This window comes from Streptomyces sp. NPDC043685 (genome assembly GCF_056436585.1).
The window spans coordinates 946,235-962,672 of record NZ_JBWKCH010000001.1 but is presented as its reverse complement, the minus strand read 5'-3'; the positions used below and the strand labels follow the sequence as shown (position 1 = coordinate 962,672).

Genomic DNA, 16,438 nt, shown 5'->3' with positions numbered 1-16,438 from the left:
GGAAAGAGTTGCGACCAGGGGACGGATGGGACCGCGCAGTGCGGGGCTACGAGAGCCAGGAGCGAGAGCCGGCGGCTGACGTCGACCACCTCTCTCGGTTCGAAGCCGAGATGAAGCGGCTGAAGACCGAACGGGAAAAGGCGATCCAGCACGCCGAGGACCTCGGCTACCAGGTCGAGGTGCTGCGCGCCAAGCTGCACGAGGCGCGGCGCACCATCATGTCCCGACCCTCCTTCGACGGGGGCGACATCGGCTGGCAGGCCGAGCAGTTGCTGCGCAACGCGCAGATGCAGGCCGACCAGATCCGCGCGGACGCCGACCGGGAGCTGAGCGAGGCCAGGGCGCAGACCCAGCGGATCCTCCAGGAGCACGCCGAGCAGGCCGCCCGGCTCCAGGCCGAGCTGCACCAGGAGGCGGTGACCCGCCGCCAGCAGCTGGACCAGGAGCTGGCCGAGCGCCGCCAGACGGTCGAGTCGCACGTCAACGAGAACGTGGCGTGGGCCGAGCAGCTGCGGGCGCGCACCGAGCAGCAGGCCCGCCGGCTGCTGGAGGAGTCCCGCGCCGAGGCCGAGCAGGCCCTGGCCACCGCCCGCGCGGAGGCCGAGCGGCTGACGACCGAGGCCCGCCAGCGCCTGACGGGCGCGGCCGAGGAGGCCCGTGCCGAGGCCGAGCAGATCCTGCGCCGCGCCCGCACGGACGCCGAGCGCCTGCTCAACGCCGCCTCCACGCAGGCCCAGGAGGCCACCGACCACGCCGAGCAGCTGCGCACGTCCACCGTCTCCGAGTCGGAGGCCGCGCGCCGCGAGGCCCAGGAGCTGAGCCGGGCCGCCGAGCAGCGGATGGCGGAGGCCGAGGAGGCGCTGCGCAAGGCGCAGACCGAGTCGGAGAAGCTGGTCGCGGAGGCCAAGGAGGCCGCCGCCAAGGCCCTGGCGAGTGCCGAGTCCGCGAACGAGACGCGCACGCGCACCGCCAAGGAGCAGGTCGCCCGGCTGGTCGAGGAGGCCACGAAGGAGGCCGAGAACACCAAGTCCGAGGCGGAGCAGCTCGTCGCGGACGCCCGTGCCGAGGCCGAGAAGATCGTCGCGGAGGCCTCCGAGAAGGCCCGCACGCTCACCGCCGAGGAGACCGCGACCCAGCTGTCCAAGGCGGCCAGGACCGCCGAGGAAGTCCTCAACAAGGCGTCGGAGGACGCCAAGAAGACCACGAAGGCCGCGGCCGAGGAGGCCGAGCGGATCCGCTCGGAGGCCGAGGCGGAGGCGGACCGGCTGCGGGCCGAGGCGCACGACATCGCCGAGCAGCTCAAGGGCGCGGCGAAGGACGACACCAAGGAGTACCGCGCCAAGACGGTCGAGCTGCAGGAGGAGGCCCGCCGGCTGCGCGGCGAGGCCGAGCAGCTGCGTGCCGACGCGGTCGACGAGGGCGAGAAGATCCGCGCCGAGGCCCGCAAGGAGGCCGTGGCGCAGATCGAGGAGGCGGCGAAGTCCGCCGAGGAGCTGCTCGCCAAGGCCAAGGCCGACGCGGACGAGCTGCGCACCACGGCCCAGGCGGACAGCGAGAAGGTCCGCACCGAGGCCATCGAGCGGGCGACGACCCTGCGCCGGCAGGCCGAGGAGACCCTCCAGCGCACCCGGCAGGAGGCCGAGCGGCACCGCGAGGAGGTCGTCGAGCAGGCCGAGGCGCTCAAGGAGGACGCCGAGCGCGCGGCGCGGGAGCTGCACGAGGAGACCGAGCGGGCCGTTCAGGCCCGTCGTGCCGAGGCCGCCGAGGAGCTGGCACGGCTCCAGGCGGAGGCGGAGGAGCGGCTGACGGCCGCCGAGCAGGCGCTGTCGAAGGCCCGTGAGGAGGCCGCCCGGATCCGCCGCGAGGCCGCCGAGGAGAACGAGCGGCTGCGCGCCGAGGCCGCCGAGCGCATCCGTACGCTCCAGCAGCAGGCCGAGACGGAGGCCGAGCGGCTGCGCGACGAGGCCGCCGCGGACGCGTCCGCGGCCCGTGCCGAGGGCGAGGCCGTCGCCGTACGGCTGCGCTCGGAGGCGGCGAGCGAGGCCGAGCGGCTGAAGTCGGAGGCGCAGGAGAGCGCCGACCGGATGCGCTCGGAGGCGCAGGCCGCCGCCGAGCGGCTCGCCGCGGAGGCGTCCGAGACGCTGGCCGCCGCGCAGGAGGAGGCCAACCGGCGCCGCCGTGAGGCCGAGGAACTCCTCGGCAGCGCCCGGCAGGAGGCCGACCAGGAGCGTGAGCGCGCCCGCGAGCAGAGCGAGGAGCTGCTGGCCTCGGCGCGCAAGCGCGTGGAGGACGCGCAGGCCGAGGCCGTACGCCTGGTCGAGGAGGCCGACCGCCGTGCCACGGAGATGGTGTCGGCGGCCGAGCAGCACGCCCAGCAGGTGCGGGACTCCGTGGCGGGGCTGCACGAGCAGGCGCAGGAGGAGATCACCGGGCTGCGTTCGGCCGCCGAGCACGCGGCGGACCGTACGCGCCGGGAGGCCCAGGAGGAGGCGGACCGGGTCCGCTCCGACGCCTACGCCGAGCGGGAGCGGGCGAGCGAGGACGCGGGCCGGCTGCGGCGCGAGGCGCACGAGGAGTCCGAGGCCGCCAAGGCGCTCGCCGAGCGGACGATGTCCGATGCGATCAGCGAGGCGGAGCGGATCCGCGCGGACGTCGCCGAGCACGCGCAGCGGGTGCGCACCGAGGCGTCCGACGCGATCGCCGAGGCGGAGCAGAGCGCCGCGCGCACCCGGGCGGACGCCCGGGAGGACGCCAACCGCATCCGCTCGGACGCCGCGTCGCAGGCGGACGCCCTCATCACCGAGGCGCGCAGCGAGGCGGAGCGGCTCACCACGGAGACGCTCCAGGAGACCGACCGGCTGCGGATGGACACGGTCGCCGAGGCCGAGCGGGTCCGTACCGAAGCGGTCTCCGAGGCCGAGCGCGTCCGCTCCGAGGCGGCCACGGAGGCCGAGCGGGTGCGGACGGAGTCGGTCGCCAAGGCCGACCAGCTGGTCGCGGAGGCCGCCGGGGAGGCGGAGCGGCTGCGGGCCGAGGCCGCCGAGACGGTCGGCTCGGCGCAGCAGCACGCCGAGCGCATCCGCCGCGAGGCCGAGCGTGTCAAGACCGACGCGGAGGCGGAGGCGGAGCGGCTGGTCGGCTCCGCGCGCGAGGAGGCGGACCGCACGCTGGACGAGGCCCGCAAGGACGCCAACAAGCGGCGCTCCGAGGCGGCCGAGCAGGTCGACAAGCTCATCACGGAGACCACGGCCGAGGCGGACAAGCTGCTGGCCGAGGCGCAGCAGCAGGCGCACAAGACCACCGCGGAGGCCGAGGCACAGGCCGACACGATGGTGGGCGCGGCCCGCACCGAGGCCGATCGCCTGGTGTCCGAGGCGACGATCGAGGGCAACTCGCTGGTGGAGAAGGCCCGTACGGACGCCGACGAGCTGCTGGTCGGCGCGCGCCGGGACGCCACGCAGATAAGGGAGCGCGCCGAGGAGCTGCGCGACCGCATCACCTCCGAGATCGAGGAGCTGCACGAGCGGGCCCGCCGGGAGTCGGCCGAGACGATGAAGTCGGCGGGCGACCGCTGCGACGCGCTCGTCAAGGCGGCCGAGGAGCAGCTGGCGAAGGCGCAGGCGAAGGCCAAGGAGATCGTCTCGGAGGCCAACTCCGAGGCGGGCAAGGTCCGGATCGCCGCGGTGAAGAAGGCGGAGGGGCTGCTCAAGGAGGCCGAGCAGAAGAAGTCCACGCTGGTCCGGGAGGCCGAGGAGCTGAAGGCCGAGGCGATCCGCGAGGCCAAGCGCACGGTCGAGGAGGGCAAGCGCGAGCTGGAGGTGCTGGTCCGCCGCCGCGAGGACATCAACGCCGAGATCTCCCGTGTCCAGGACGTCCTGGAGGCGTTGGAGTCCTTCGAGGCCCCCTCCGCCGGCAAGGACAGCGGAGTCAAGGCAGGCGCGACGGTCGGCGCACCCCGTTCGGGTGGCAAGTCCTCGGATAGCTAGCCAAACGGGGCGAATCCGGTGTGTGCTGGGGCCTTTGACCAACTCTTTGGCAAGCTGTCCGGGGGTTAGCCACCCAAAAGGGGTGTCATTTTCCAGATCAAACGCGCATCCGCTCGATGACACACCGTTTCGGCCCCTAGGATTCCACCTATCACCTCACCGGTCTCATTCGACAGGAACCCCATGAGCGACACTTCCCCCTACGGCTTCGAGCTTGTGCGGCGTGGATACGACCGCGCTCAGGTGGACGAACGTATCTCCAAGCTCGTCTCCGACCGTGACAGCGCTCTCGCCCGCATCACCGCTCTGGAAAAGCGCATCGAAGAGCTCCACCTCGAGACGCAGAACGCCCAGGCCCAGATCACCGACGCCGAGCCGTCGTACGCGGGTCTCGGTGCGCGCGTGGAGAAGATCCTCCGCCTCGCCGAGGAAGAGGCGAAGGACCTGCGCGAGGAGGCCCGGCGCGCCGCCGAGCAGCACCGCGAGCTCGCCGAGTCGGCCGCCCAGCAGGTGCGCAACGACGCCGAGTCGTACTCCGCGGAGCGCAAGGCGAAGGCCGAGGACGAGGGTCTGCGGATCGTCGAGAAGGCCAAGAGTGACGCCGCCCAGCTGCGTTCCGAGGCGCAGAAGGACGCGCAGTCCAAGCGTGAGGAGGCGGACGCCCTCTTCGAAGAGACCCGCGCCAAGGCCGCGCAGGCCGCCGCCGACTTCGAGACGAACCTCGCAAAGCGCCGCGAGCAGTCCGAGCGGGACCTGGCCTCCCGTCAGGCCAAGGCCGAGAAGCGCCTCGCCGAGATCGAGCACCGCGCCGAGCAGCTGCGCCTGGAGGCCGAGAAGCTGCGCACGGACGCCGAGCGCCGCGCCCGCCAGACGGTGGAGACGGCCCAGCGTCAGGCCGAGGACATCGTGGCCGACGCCAACGCCAAGGCCGACCGCATCCGTTCGGAATCCGAGCGCGAGCTGGCCGCCCTCACCAACCGCCGCGACAGCATCAACGCCCAGCTGACGAACGTCCGCGAGATGCTCGCGACGCTCACGGGCGCCGCGGTGGCCGCCGCCGGCACGCCGGCCGAGGACGAGCCGATCTCCCGTGGGGTCCCGGCCCAGCAGTCCCGGTAACACCGGGGTATACGGAGTCTGAACCTCCGCAAAGCCCTCTGCCGCTCGGGTGGCAGAGGGCTTTGCCACGCTCTAGCGTGGCGGCATGATTGAGCTCGAGGGGCTGACGAAGCGGTACGGCGAGAAGGTGGCGGTCAACAACCTGTCCTTCACCGTCAGACCGGGCATCGTCACCGGCTTCCTCGGGCCCAACGGCGCCGGCAAGTCCACGACCATGCGGATGATCCTGGGTCTCGACCACCCGACCGCGGGCGACGTCCGTATCGACGGCAAGCACTACCAGCAGCTCAAGGACCCGCTGACGTACATCGGCGCCCTGCTGGAGGCCAAGGCGTGGCACGGCGGGCGCACCGCCTACAACCACCTGCTGTGCCTCGCGCAGAGCAACGGCATTCCGCGCAGCCGGGTGCGGGAGGTGCTGGAGACGGTCGGGCTGACGGCGGTCGCGAAGAAGAAGACCAAGGGCTTCTCGATGGGCATGGGGCAGCGGCTCGGCATCGCGGCCGCGCTGCTCGGCGACCCGCGGATCCTGATGTTCGACGAGCCGGTCAACGGCCTCGACCCCGAGGGCATCCACTGGATCCGCACCCTGATGAAGTCGCTCGCCGCGCAGGGGCGGACCGTGTTCGTCTCCTCCCACCTGATGAGCGAGATGGCCCTGACGGCCGAACACCTCGTCGTCATCGGGCAGGGGCGGCTGCTCGCGGACACCTCCATGGCGGACTTCATCGACCGCAACTCCCGCTCGTACGTCCGGGTCCGCAGCCCGCAGCGGGAGCGGCTGCTGGACGTGCTGCACCAGGCCGGGATCGTGGCCGTGGAGAGCGGTGAGGGGGTGCTGGAGGTGGACGGCGGCAAGGCCGAGCACATCGGTGAGCTGGCGGCGCAACACCGGATCACGCTGCACGAGCTGAGCCCGCAACAGGCCTCGCTGGAGGAGGCCTTCATGCAGCTGACCGCGGAGTCGGTGGAGTACCACGCGCACAGCGAGACGGGCCCGACGACCCCCGAGCCGGCGCGGCAGCAGTGGGGCGACGGCTGGAAGAGGGGCTGAGCATGGCGGTGACACAGGTCGTACGGTCGGAGTGGACCAAGATCCGGTCGGTGGCGTCCACGGTGTGGACGCTCTCGCTGGTGGTGGTCGTGACGGTCGCCCTCGGCATGCTCATCTCGGCCCTGTCCAAGAGCGAGTTCGACTCCATGAACGCGCAGGACCGGGCGGAGTTCGACCCGACGTTCATCAGCTTCGCCGGGATGAGCCTCGGCCAGCTCGCGATGATCGTGTTCGGGGTGCTGGTCGTGTCGAACGAGTACAGCACCGGCATGATCCGCACCTCGCTGGCCGCGGTGCCGCAGCGCGGCTCGTTCCTGTTCAGCAAGATCGCGGTCGCCTCGGCACTCGCCCTGCTGGTCGGCCTCGTCACCAGCTTCGCCGCGTTCTTCCTGGGGCAGGCGATGCTGGGCTCGCACCGGGCGGAGATCGGCGACCCGGGGGTGCTGCGGGCGGTGCTCGGCGGCGGCCTCTACATGGCGCTGATCGCGATGTTCTCCATGGGCGTCGCCGCGATGCTGCGCTCACCCATGCTGTCGCTGGGCATCCTGATGCCGTTCTTCTTCCTGATCTCCAACATCCTGGGCAATGTCGACGCGACGAAGAAGGTCGGCCGGTTCCTTCCCGACCAGGCCGGCAGCAAGATCATGCAGGTGGTCACGCCGATCGACGACGACACCCCGTACGGGCCCTGGGGCGGTCTCGGGATCATGGGGCTGTGGGTGCTGGCGGTGCTGGCCGGGGGCTATCTGCTGCTGAAGAAGCGCGACGCCTAGGCGTGACCTTTTACCTGCTCTTGGGCGGAACCGTCAGCGCCTCGATATCCTCCTAACCCTTACGGGGGCGTGTGCCCCGCTGTCCTGAACCTTGCGATGGGTGCGGAGCATGATCGAAGCAGTCGGCCTGACGAAGCGCTACGGCGACAAGACCGCTGTGTACAACCTTTCCTTCCAGGTGCGGCCGGGGGCCGTCACCGGCTTCCTCGGGCCGAACGGCTCGGGCAAGTCGACGACGATGCGGATGATCCTCGGGCTGGACAATCCGACGGCCGGGCATGTGACGATCGGCGGCTACCCGTACCGCAGGCTGCCCAACGCCGCCCGTCAGGTCGGCGCGCTGCTGGACGCCAAGGCGGTGCACGGCGGCCGGTCCGCCCGCAACCACCTGCTGTCCCTGGCCCAGCTGTCCGGCATCCCGGCCCGGCGGGTGGACGAGGTGCTCGGGGTCGTCGGTCTTCAGGACGTGGCCAAGAAGCGGTCCAAGGGCTTCTCCCTCGGCATGGGGCAGCGGCTCGGCATCGCCGCGGCACTGCTCGGCGACCCGCAGGTGCTGCTGTTCGACGAGCCGGTCAACGGCCTCGACCCCGAGGGCATCCTCTGGGTGCGCAACCTGATGAAGGCACTGGCGGCGGAGGGCCGTACGGTCTTCGTCTCCTCCCACCTGATGAGCGAGATGGCGCTGACCGCCGAGCACCTCATCGTCATCGGACGCGGCCAGCTGCTCGCCGACATGAGCGTGACCGCCTTCATCTCGGCGAACTCCGCGGACTTCGCGCGCGTGCGCACCCCCGACAGCGAACCGCAGCAGCGCGAGAAGCTGTCGGCGGCGCTGACCGAGTCGGGCGGGCACGTGCTGCCCGAGCAGGACGGCGCCCTGCGCGTGACCGGGCTGCCGCTGCCCCGCATCAGCGACATCGCGCACGAGCACGACGTACGCCTGTGGGAGCTGTCGCCGCACCAGGCCTCCCTGGAGGAGGCGTACATGCGGATGACGCAGGGCGCCGTCGACTACCGCTCGACGATCGACCAGAAGGAAGGGCTCCAGCAGCCGCTGCCGCCCGGCGCGCAGCCCCCGATGCCGGTGCCCGGGCAGGGTCAGCCGGGCTGGTACGCCCCGCCGCCGCCCCAGCAGGGCGGCGGGCCGTTCCCGGCCCCGCCGCAGGGCGCCCCGGGTCAGGCCGCGCCGGGCCCGTACGGCCCCGTCCCGGGCGCCTCCGGCCCGGGCCCCAACCCGTACGCCCAGCCCGCGCCCCAAACGCCTCCGGCGCCCCAGGGCGCCCCGCAGCCGGCCCCGCAGGACCAGGCGGCGGCCGCGCCCGCGCCGCAGCCCGCCGCCGCGCCGTCCGCGCCCGCCGCCCCGACCTCCGACCTGACCAAGCCCGAGGACGCCCGATGAGCAGCCCCCAGTCCCAGATGCCGCAGGCCACGCCCGCCTGGCAGGCGGCTCCCGGTGCCGCCCCCCACCCCGGCGGCCCCGGCTACACCTCGCCGATCCCGGTCGTGCGCACGCACCTCGGGCACGCCCTCGCGTCCGAGTGGACGAAGATCAGGTCGGTGCGCTCCACCCTCTGGACGCTCGGTGTGTTCGTCCTGCTCGTCATCGGCATCGGCACGCTGACCGGCGTGGTGGTGGCCCGGTCCGACCCGGCCCTGGACGGCGAGAGCCCGCTCGGCCTGGGCTTCTTCGGGCTGCTGCTGGGCAGCATGTGCATCATCACGCTGGGCGTGCTGACCACGGCCTCGGAGTACGGCACCGGCATGATCCGCACCACGATGGTCGCGTGCCCGAGCCGGGGCAGGGTGCTCGCGGCGAAGGCCGTGGTGTTCTTCCTGACCGCGTTCGTCGTGACGCTGGTGTCCGCGTCCCTCGTCGCCTTCCTGCACGTGGCGATGCTGGAGGGCGAAGGCGCCAAGTCCCCCTCCGGCGGTGAGTGGCTCAAGGGCACGGTGGGCATCTCGCTCTACATCGCGCTGCTCGGCCTGCTCTCGCTCATCGTCGGCTCGATCATCCGGCATTCGGCGGGCGCCATCACCATCATGATCGGCGCCGTGCTGGCCCCGCTGGTGATCGCGCTGTTCATGTTCTCCGAGTCCCTCCAGGACGTGCGCGACGCCCTGTTCGAGTACTCGATCCCGAACCAGCTCAGCGTCTTCTACTCCAACTCCCTGAGCGATTCCGGTCCGTCCGGATGGGACCCGCTGTGGATCATCCTGGGCGTCACGGCCGTGGCGTTCGCGGGTGCCTTCGTGCTGCTGGAGAAGCGGGACGTCTGAGTCCGCTCAGAACCTCGGCGCGTTACGGGACCGCCGCACCCCCGGGGTGCGGCGGTCCCGCGCGTTCCAGCAGGCCTTGTGCCAGTGCCGCCGGTCGTCGACGCCCGTGTGCTCCGACCAGGCCACCACGTGCGGCACCCCGTCCGGGATCAGCTGGTCGCAGCCGGGGCAGCGGTACGACTTGCCCTGGGCGCTCGCGCCGGCCACGTGCCGCACGCTCCAGCTCTCGCCCTGCCAGCTCTCGGAGGACTGCCAGCCGCCGTAGCGGCCGGAACGGTCGTCCTCGGCACTCCGGCCGGACGAAGCGGCGCCCTTGGGTCGGTTGCGACGCGGGGACACGGGACACCTCTCGGAGCTATACAGGAAGCACGGGCCTCGCCCAGCCTACGCGGCGCGTGCGGGGGTAGGCGTACGCCACCAAACGCCACAAGTCCCCCGCCGCCGTGGCGGGCCCGCCGCGGTTGCCCTCCCCCGGCTCCCGGTGGAACGCCCCATTCTGCAGACAATCCGCAAAGTACTCCGCCCGGCCGTGTCCTCGGCACGTGTCAGGCGGTTATGCCCTGTGGGGGAGCTCCGTGTCGGAGCCAAGGAAGCGGGAAAGCAATGCGCGTTGGAAGTTTCGTGTTGGCGGCCCAGTTCCCCGGTCAGGGCGAGGGCGAGGCGCTGCACCGCGCGGTCCGCTCGGCCGAGGTGGCCGAGGAGGCCGGGCTCGACACGGTCTGGCTGGCCGAGCATCACTTCGTGCCGTACGGCACCTGTCCGTCGGCCGTCACCCTGGCCGCCTTCCTGCTGGGCCGCACCCGCCGCATCCGGGTGGGCACGGCGGTCAGTGTGCTGCCCACCGTCCACCCGGTGGCCCTCGGCGAACAGGCCGCGCTGCTGCACCACACGAGCGGCGGCCGTTTCACGCTCGGTGTGGGGCGCGGCGGCCCGTGGGTCGACCTGGAGGTGTTCGGCGCGGGTCTGGAGGCGTACGAGAAGGGGTTCCCGGAGTCCCTGGAGCTCCTGGTGCGGTGGCTGCGCGAGTCGTCCGTGGCGGCCGCCGGGGAGCGTTTCCGGTTCCGCGAAGTCCCGGTGGTGCCACGGCCGTCGGAGGCCCTGACGGAGGGTCCGGGGCCCGAGCTCGTCGTCGCCTGCACCTCGCCGGCGAGCGTGCGGCTGGCCGCCGAGCGGGGTCTGTCGATGCTGCTCGGAATGCACGTGGGGGACGAGGAGAAGGCCGAGATGGTCACGCTGTGGCGACAGCACGCCCGGGCGTCCGGGCGTTCCGCGGAGGAGATCCACGGCGCGTCCCATGTGTCGGCCGGTGTCTGCCAGATCGCGGACCGGCGGGTCGACGCGGCGGAGACGCTGATGAAGGCGATGCCGGGCTGGCTGCAACAGGGGCTGGAGGCGCATGTCACGGTCGACGGGCGCACACGCCGGATGCGCGACCCGCTGGCGTACACCGAACTGCTCTGCGGGCTGCACCCCGTGGGCACTCCGCGGCTGTGCGCGGACCGGCTGGCGGCGACCAGCGAGCGCACGGGCATCTCCCGCTTCGCGCTGCTCGTCGAGGGCTCGGGGGACCTGGCGGCGACCGAGGAGAACGTGCGGCGGCTGGGCGCCGAGGTGCTCCCCCAACTGGCCTGAGGGCGCGGGAGACTCCTGGGGGCTTGCCGCTCCGGTACAGAACTGCACCTCCCGCGTACGGAGCGGCAAGCAAGCGGCGCCGCGTCAGCAGTCCCGGAACTCAGGGGACTGGTTCAGCACCTGGCTGCGGACCGATGTGAAACGGCCCAGCTTCTCGTCGACCGAGGAGTCAAGCGGGAACACGGCCACCCGGTGGCAGTTCTGGAAGGCCAGGCGGACACCGAAGTGCCGTTGCAGCGCACCGCGTATCGCGTCACTCGCAAGCGCACGCAGCAGCTGGCCGCGTGCCTGCTCGTCCGGCGGAGGCGTCTGGTTGTCGGCGAACGCACCGCCGTCCACCTTCAGCTGGGCCACCAGGGAGCTGATCATCTCCCACGCATAGGGCAGGGAGGTCCGGACGCAGTCGACGAATTCCGCTTCGTCGACCTCGCCTCGCTCGGCCTGTTCGAGTAGGGCCGGTGAGACGTCGAGCGACATGAGTTCTCCTCTCGCACCCCCAACGAGCAGGGGTTGCCTGACAGATGAGGGAGCTCGCGACGCCGGACACGCTGCGTACACACGTCGCGACCTCCCGTTCATACGGTAAGCACCGGACGGTGGCCGCACCAGGAAAATGCGCAGATGAGACACTCTGGCTGAGCACACCATGCACACAATCGGCCATTACCGAACACGTGTTTTCCAGGGCGAATCGCGTCGACAGGTGCCCGTCGAGTAGCGTTGCCGACCATGCGTCTCGTCATTGCCCGCTGCTCCGTGGACTACGCCGGGCGGCTCACCGCCCACCTTCCCTCGGCCCCGCGCCTGATCCTGGTGAAGGCGGACGGCAGCGTCTCGATCCATGCCGACGACCGGGCCTACAAGCCCCTGAACTGGATGTCGCCGCCCTGCACCTTGAAGGAGGGCTCCGGCGAGGAGGAGGGCGTCTGGACCGTCGTCAACAAGGCGGGCGAGAAGCTCATCATCACGATGGAGGAAGTCCTCCACGACTCCTCGCACGAACTGGGCGTCGATCCCGGCCTGATCAAGGACGGCGTGGAAGCGCACCTCCAGGAGCTGCTCGCCGACCGCATCGAGACACTCGGCGAGGGCTACACGCTGATCCGCCGCGAGTACCCGACGGCCATCGGGCCGGTCGACATCCTGTGCCGGGACGCCGACGGCAAGACCGTCGCCGTGGAGATCAAGCGGCGCGGGGAGATCGACGGCGTGGAGCAGCTCACGCGCTATCTGGAGCTGCTGAACCGCGATCCCCATCTCGCCCCGGTGCGCGGTGTCTTCGCGGCCCAGGAGATCAAGCCCCAGGCCCGTGTCCTCGCGACCGACCGCGGCATCGGCTGCCAGGTCCTCGACTACGACGCGCTGCGGGGCATCGAGGACGACAAGCTGCGACTGTTCTGACAGCCCGTACGACGACAACAGGGCCGGGTCCGTATCGCGGACCCGGCCCTGTTGTCGTCGGCGGGTGTCAGATCACCGTCTGTGAGTCGCTCGGCGTGCCCGGGGCGCTCTGCGGCGCGCTCGCCGTGCTGTTGGTGGGAGCGCCGGGCGCCGGGCCGCTGGCCGAGTCGGAGGTCGACGGGCTGGTGGTGGGCGGCTCCGAGGTGGGCGGCTGGGACGTGGGCGGCTGCGAGGTCGGCGGCTCGGACGTCGGAGGCTTGGACGTCGGCGGCTTCGACGTCGCGGGGGGCCTGGACGTCGCGGGCGGCTTCGACGTGGACGGCGGCTTGGAGGACGACGGCGACTTCGACGGCGACGCGGAACCGCTCGGGTCCTGCGAACCGCTCGGGGCGTCCGTCGGCGTCGGGTCGTCCGAGGTGCCGAGGGTGCCGTCCGGGCCCGGGTCCGTCGGACGTGCGGCCGCCGCGCCCGTGTCCTCGGCGTCGTCGCCGGCCGGACGGTCGGCTCCCAGACTGCCGTCGCCGACGTCCTGGCTCGCGGACGGGTTGACGCCGACCTGGTCGGCCGGCGGGTTCTGCTCCTTGTCGGAGGTGGCGCCGAGTGTCACCACCGTGCCCAGGACGGCGACCAGCAGGGCACCGGCTCCGGCGGCCACGAGGTTGCGCCGGGCCAGGCCCTTGAGTCCGCCGCGAGCCTTGCGCGAGGGACCGGGCGCGCTGCGGTGGGTGACCAGGGCCGGGGAGGGCGGCGGCTGGAGCGTCGGGAAGGCCGCGGGCACACCGCCGGGCGGGGACGCCGACTCCTCACCCCGGGCGTCGGGCACCTCCTCCGCCGCGGTCGGCCCGAGCCCGATCGGGGTGCCCGAGCGGTCGGCGACCAGGGCGAGGGCACGACGGCCCGCGACGGTGCCCCGCTTGTCGGAGAGGGCGCCGCGCAGGCCGATGGAGGCCTCCAGTTCGGCGCGGGCCCGGTCGAGCTGTCCCCCGCACAGGGCCAGGACACCGAGCTCGTGGTGGAAGTAGGCCTCCTCGGCGACGTCCCCGGCGAGCCGGGCGGCCTCGGCGCCGGCCCGCAGGACCCGCTCCCAGGCGCTCCAGCGCAGTCCGGCGGCGAGCGCGGGGGCGGCGGTGCGGGCCAGGTGCACGGCCGCGCTCTCCTCGCCCTCGGCGGGCGGGCGGGTGGCCGGGCCGAGGACCGCGAGCGCGGCGAGGATCGCGTCGGCCTCGGCGCAGACGCGCTCCGGGGTGACCGAGGGGTGCCCGGCCCACCAGGAGTAGTGCTGGGCGGCGCTGCGGGCGCCGGCCTCGGCCTCGTCGGCGTATCCGGCGGCCTCCAGCTGGGCGGGCACGCCGGCCGCGAGGCGGTAGCGGGAGCCGACCGGGGAGACCAGGCCGCAGGAGACCAGTTCGCCGAGCGCGGCGTCCGCGTGGGTGTCGCCGACCAGGGCGGGCAGATGCGCCTGGTGCGGGACCTCGCCGCCGAGGGCGACGGCGAACCGCAGGGTGGCGCGGGCGGAGGCGCTCAGCCGGGAGGCGAGCAGCGGCGCGGGCGCGGCGGCCTCGCCGAGCGCGGGCAGCGGCACGTCGTCGCCGAGGTCGTAGGTCTCGGCACCGGCCGGGGGCGCGTCCTCGAAGACGCCGAACTCGTCGACGGCACCGGTGCCGGCGCGCAGCCGGTCGCGCTGCCGCAGCAGGGCACCGGCCTGGACGAAGCGCAGCGGCAGGCCCTCGGACTCGAACCAGAGGTCACCCGCCCAGTTGGACTCGTCCTCGGTGAGGGGCCGGCCCACGGCGTGTTCCAGCAGGTCGAGCCCGGCGGCGCGCTCCAGCCCGCCGAGGAGGACCTCCTCGACACCGGCTCCGGCGGAGGGGGCCGGCACGTCCGGGGTGGCGCCGAGCAGGAAGGCGCACTCGGGGGTCGCCTCCAGCAGCTCGTCGAGCGCCGCTCCGCCGAACTCCAGATCGTCCACGACGACGACCGCGCCGATGTCCCGGACATGGGTGAGCACGTCGTCCCGGTCCGGGCGGTGCAGCGGGGCGTCGTACACCGCGCGGAACAGGTCGTACAGCAGGTCGTCGGCGGTGCGGCCGTAGCCGTTGAGGCGGACGACGCCGTCGGGGGCGAGGTCGGAGCAGTCCTCGGCGACCAGGTCGAGCAGGCGGGTGCGGCCGGAGCCGGGCGCGCCGGTCAGGCGGGTGGAGCGGCCGCGGGCGAGCAGGCGCACCAGGCGCTCGCGTTCGTCCTGGCGGGCCAGCAGCGGCAGGGCGGGCCGCGCGGGGCCGGGCGGGACGGGCGGGCGGGCCGCACGGTCGGCCTCGGCGCGCTCGGCCGCGGTGAGCTTCACGGGCCGGGCGGGCCGTTCGGCGGGCGGGCAGACCTCTATCTCGCTGCCGTCGACGGGGTTGACGGTCAGCAGGAAGTCGCCGGAGACGAGCCGCACGGTGCGGGCCAGGGCCGGCGCGTGCTGCGCGAAGTCGGGCGTGAGGGATTCCCTGGGCGGGCGCTGGCGCGGCACCGGGCCGTCGCCGTCGTGGCCGTACTCCTCGGGTCCCCGGTTGTCAGGATCCATAGGTCAAGCCCCCCAAAAGCGTGTGTGTGCTCGGAAAAGCCCCTCCCGGCCTTGCTGCACACCGCGCTGTCGCTTCTGGTCCGGTCCCGCTCGAAGGGTTTCATGGCAGCGGGCAGCCGAACCCTAAACCTTCGCACAGTATCTACGACAGTCCGGGGTACCGCGCCGTCCGTAACGTCACGGTCTCGTGAGGATTGTGCGCGTCGCACGATGCGACGACATGCGTCCGGGTCTCCGCGGTCGCCCGCCTCACACCCGTACGCGATGTCACACCCGGGGAAGCGACTCCACCCCGATGCCCCCTTCGATCGCCAGGATCCGGTGCAGGCGGGTGGCCACCAGCAGGCGCTGCATCTGCGGCGGTACACCGCGCAGCACCAGGCGCCGGCCGCAGCGGCCGGCCCGGCGGTGGGCTCCCATGATCACGCCCAGTCCGGTGGCGTCCCAGGAGTCCAGTTCGGACAGGTCCAGCACCAGGTCGCCCACTCCGTCGTCGACGGCCGCGTGCAGGACCGTACGGGCGTCCGCCGCGCTGCGGACGTCGAGGCGGCCCCCGACGACCAGCTCGGCGTGGTCGCCCCTGATGTGCATATGCGCTCCCCGTGCGTGCGAATCGTGCTCCGCGTTCTGGATGTGGGTGATGCAACCTCTGACTGTGTGGAGCAGTCAGAGGTTGCTTCTTGTAAGCGAACCGATACCGAATTCACCCGGGCGTGTGATGGGCCCGGGGCATGTGCGGTTTCAGTGCTTGTAGAAGCCCTGCCCGCTCTTGCGTCCGATGTCACCGGCGTCAACCATCCGGCGCATCGACTCGGGAGCCGCGAACTTCTCGTCCTGGGACTCGGTGTAGATGTTGTTCGTGGCGTGCAGCAGGATGTCGACGCCCGTCAGGTCCGCCGTCGCCAGCGGGCCCATGGCGTGGCCGAAGCCCAGCTTGCAGGCCAGGTCGATGTCCTCGGCGCTGGCCACGCCCGACTCCTGGAGCTTGGCCGCCTCGACGACCAGGGCGCAGATGAGACGGGTCGTCACGAAGCCGGCGACGTCGCGGTTGACGACGATGCAGGTCTTGCCGACCGACTCGGCGAACTCCCGGGCGGTGGCGAGCGTCTCGTCGCTGGTCTTGTAGCCGCGGACCAGTTCGCACAGCTGCATCATCGGCACCGGCGAGAAGAAGTGCGTGCCGACGACCCGCTCCGGGCGCTCCGTGGCCGCCGCGATCTTGGTGATCGGAATGGCGGAGGTGTTCGAGGCGAGGATCGCCTCGTCCTTCACGATCTTGTCGAGCGCGCGGAAGATCTCGTGCTTGACCTCGAGCTTCTCGAAGACCGCCTCGACGACGACGTCCGCGTCGGCCGCCGCGTCCAGGTCGGTGGTCGCGGTGATGCGGGCCAGGGCGGCGTCGGCGTCGTGCGCCTCCAGCTTGCCCTTGGCGACGAACTTGTCGTACGACGCCTTGATGCCGTCGGTGCCCCGCGTCAGTGCCTCGTCGGTGACGTCGCGCAGGACCACCTCCCAGCCCGCCTGTGCGGAGACCTGGGCGATGCCGGATCCCATGAGGCCGGCTCCGATGACGGCGAGCTTCCGTGCCACTGTGCGACTCCCCTGACGCTCTTTGTGTCTGCCTCTC

General features: G+C 72.3%; 13 protein-coding genes. 8 read left to right on the top strand and 5 right to left on the bottom strand.

Annotation, left to right across the window (positions count from 1 at the left end; translation table 11 throughout):
* The first annotated feature begins 38 nt into the window (after positions 1–38).
* The 6 genes from scy (at position 39) to AC0665_RS04500 (ending at position 9,209) form a co-directional block, all read left to right on the top strand.
* Entirely contained in the window at positions 39–3,986 is a 3,948-nt protein-coding gene (gene scy / locus AC0665_RS04525; protein ID WP_478704403.1) for a polarized growth protein Scy, read from the top strand.
* 183 nt (positions 3,987–4,169) lie between these two features.
* Entirely contained in the window at positions 4,170–5,105 is a 936-nt protein-coding gene (locus AC0665_RS04520) for a coiled-coil domain-containing protein (RefSeq protein ID WP_184850054.1), read from the top strand.
* An 85-nt stretch (positions 5,106–5,190) separates the two neighbouring features.
* On the top strand, positions 5,191–6,159 hold the full coding sequence (locus tag AC0665_RS04515; protein ID WP_478610028.1) for an ABC transporter ATP-binding protein: 969 nt from the start codon (positions 5,191–5,193) through the stop codon (positions 6,157–6,159).
* A gap of 2 nt (positions 6,160–6,161) precedes the next feature.
* Positions 6,162–6,932, top strand: a complete 771-nt coding sequence (locus AC0665_RS04510) for an ABC transporter permease (RefSeq protein WP_468414790.1) — start codon at positions 6,162–6,164, stop codon at positions 6,930–6,932.
* 109 nt (positions 6,933–7,041) lie between these two features.
* Positions 7,042–8,331: an ABC transporter ATP-binding protein gene (locus tag AC0665_RS04505; RefSeq protein WP_478704402.1), complete on the top strand. Its 1,290-nt coding sequence runs from the start codon at positions 7,042–7,044 to the stop codon at positions 8,329–8,331.
* A complete protein-coding gene (locus tag AC0665_RS04500; protein WP_478704401.1) occupies positions 8,328–9,209 on the top strand; it encodes an ABC transporter permease in 882 nt (293 codons plus the stop codon). The genes AC0665_RS04505 and AC0665_RS04500 overlap by 4 nt, the downstream gene beginning before the upstream one ends.
* Positions 9,210–9,215: 6 nt before the next feature.
* On the opposite strand, the gene AC0665_RS04495 is transcribed toward AC0665_RS04500, so the two are convergent.
* Positions 9,216–9,548: an ATP/GTP-binding protein gene (locus tag AC0665_RS04495; protein WP_468638513.1), complete on the bottom strand. Its 333-nt coding sequence runs from the start codon at positions 9,546–9,548 to the stop codon at positions 9,216–9,218.
* Between the two features lie 264 nt (positions 9,549–9,812).
* Between AC0665_RS04495 and AC0665_RS04490 the strand changes: the two genes are divergently transcribed.
* A complete protein-coding gene (locus AC0665_RS04490; RefSeq protein WP_468407618.1) occupies positions 9,813–10,841 on the top strand; it encodes an LLM class flavin-dependent oxidoreductase in 1,029 nt (342 codons plus the stop codon).
* An 84-nt stretch (positions 10,842–10,925) separates the two neighbouring features.
* Here the strand turns inward: AC0665_RS04490 and AC0665_RS04485 are convergent, their stop codons facing one another.
* Entirely contained in the window at positions 10,926–11,318 is a 393-nt protein-coding gene (locus tag AC0665_RS04485) for an SCO5389 family protein (protein WP_030246492.1), read from the bottom strand.
* 252 nt (positions 11,319–11,570) lie between these two features.
* Between AC0665_RS04485 and nucS the strand changes: the two genes are divergently transcribed.
* Complete coding sequence (nucS, locus tag AC0665_RS04480) at positions 11,571–12,242, top strand: endonuclease NucS (RefSeq protein ID WP_468407615.1); 672 nt, start codon at positions 11,571–11,573, stop codon at positions 12,240–12,242.
* Positions 12,243–12,309: 67 nt separating this feature from the next.
* On the opposite strand, the gene AC0665_RS04475 is transcribed toward nucS, so the two are convergent.
* The 3 genes from AC0665_RS04475 to AC0665_RS04465 all read right to left on the bottom strand — a co-directional run bounded on the left by AC0665_RS04475 (position 12,310) and on the right by AC0665_RS04465 (position 16,401).
* Entirely contained in the window at positions 12,310–14,811 is a 2,502-nt protein-coding gene (locus tag AC0665_RS04475; RefSeq protein WP_478704400.1) for an ATP-binding protein, read from the bottom strand.
* Between the two features lie 267 nt (positions 14,812–15,078).
* Positions 15,079–15,402 carry an STAS domain-containing protein gene (locus tag AC0665_RS04470; RefSeq protein ID WP_363117309.1) on the bottom strand — a complete coding sequence of 108 codons (324 nt, stop codon included), beginning with the start codon at positions 15,400–15,402 and terminating at the stop codon, positions 15,079–15,081.
* A 150-nt stretch (positions 15,403–15,552) separates the two neighbouring features.
* Complete coding sequence (locus AC0665_RS04465; RefSeq protein WP_363117308.1) at positions 15,553–16,401, bottom strand: 3-hydroxyacyl-CoA dehydrogenase family protein; 849 nt, start codon at positions 16,399–16,401, stop codon at positions 15,553–15,555.
* Positions 16,402–16,438: the final 37 nt, after the last annotated feature.

Bases quoted from the DNA above. Each gene is read 5' to 3' on its own strand.
- AC0665_RS04475 (WP_478704400.1), bottom strand. From the start codon at position 14,811: ATGGATCCTGACAACCGGGGACCCGAGGAGTACGGCCACGACGGCGAC.
- AC0665_RS04485 (WP_030246492.1), bottom strand. From the start codon at position 11,318: ATGTCGCTCGACGTCTCACCGGCCCTACTCGAACAGGCCGAGCGAGGC.
- AC0665_RS04520 (WP_184850054.1), top strand. From the start codon at position 4,170: ATGAGCGACACTTCCCCCTACGGCTTCGAGCTTGTGCGGCGTGGATAC.
- AC0665_RS04510 (WP_468414790.1), top strand. From the start codon at position 6,162: ATGGCGGTGACACAGGTCGTACGGTCGGAGTGGACCAAGATCCGGTCG.
- AC0665_RS04515 (WP_478610028.1), top strand. From the start codon at position 5,191: ATGATTGAGCTCGAGGGGCTGACGAAGCGGTACGGCGAGAAGGTGGCG.
- AC0665_RS04490 (WP_468407618.1), top strand. From the start codon at position 9,813: ATGCGCGTTGGAAGTTTCGTGTTGGCGGCCCAGTTCCCCGGTCAGGGC.
- AC0665_RS04505 (WP_478704402.1), top strand. From the start codon at position 7,042: ATGATCGAAGCAGTCGGCCTGACGAAGCGCTACGGCGACAAGACCGCT.
- AC0665_RS04500 (WP_478704401.1), top strand. From the start codon at position 8,328: ATGAGCAGCCCCCAGTCCCAGATGCCGCAGGCCACGCCCGCCTGGCAG.
- AC0665_RS04470 (WP_363117309.1), bottom strand. From the start codon at position 15,402: ATGCACATCAGGGGCGACCACGCCGAGCTGGTCGTCGGGGGCCGCCTC.
- nucS (WP_468407615.1), top strand. From the start codon at position 11,571: ATGCGTCTCGTCATTGCCCGCTGCTCCGTGGACTACGCCGGGCGGCTC.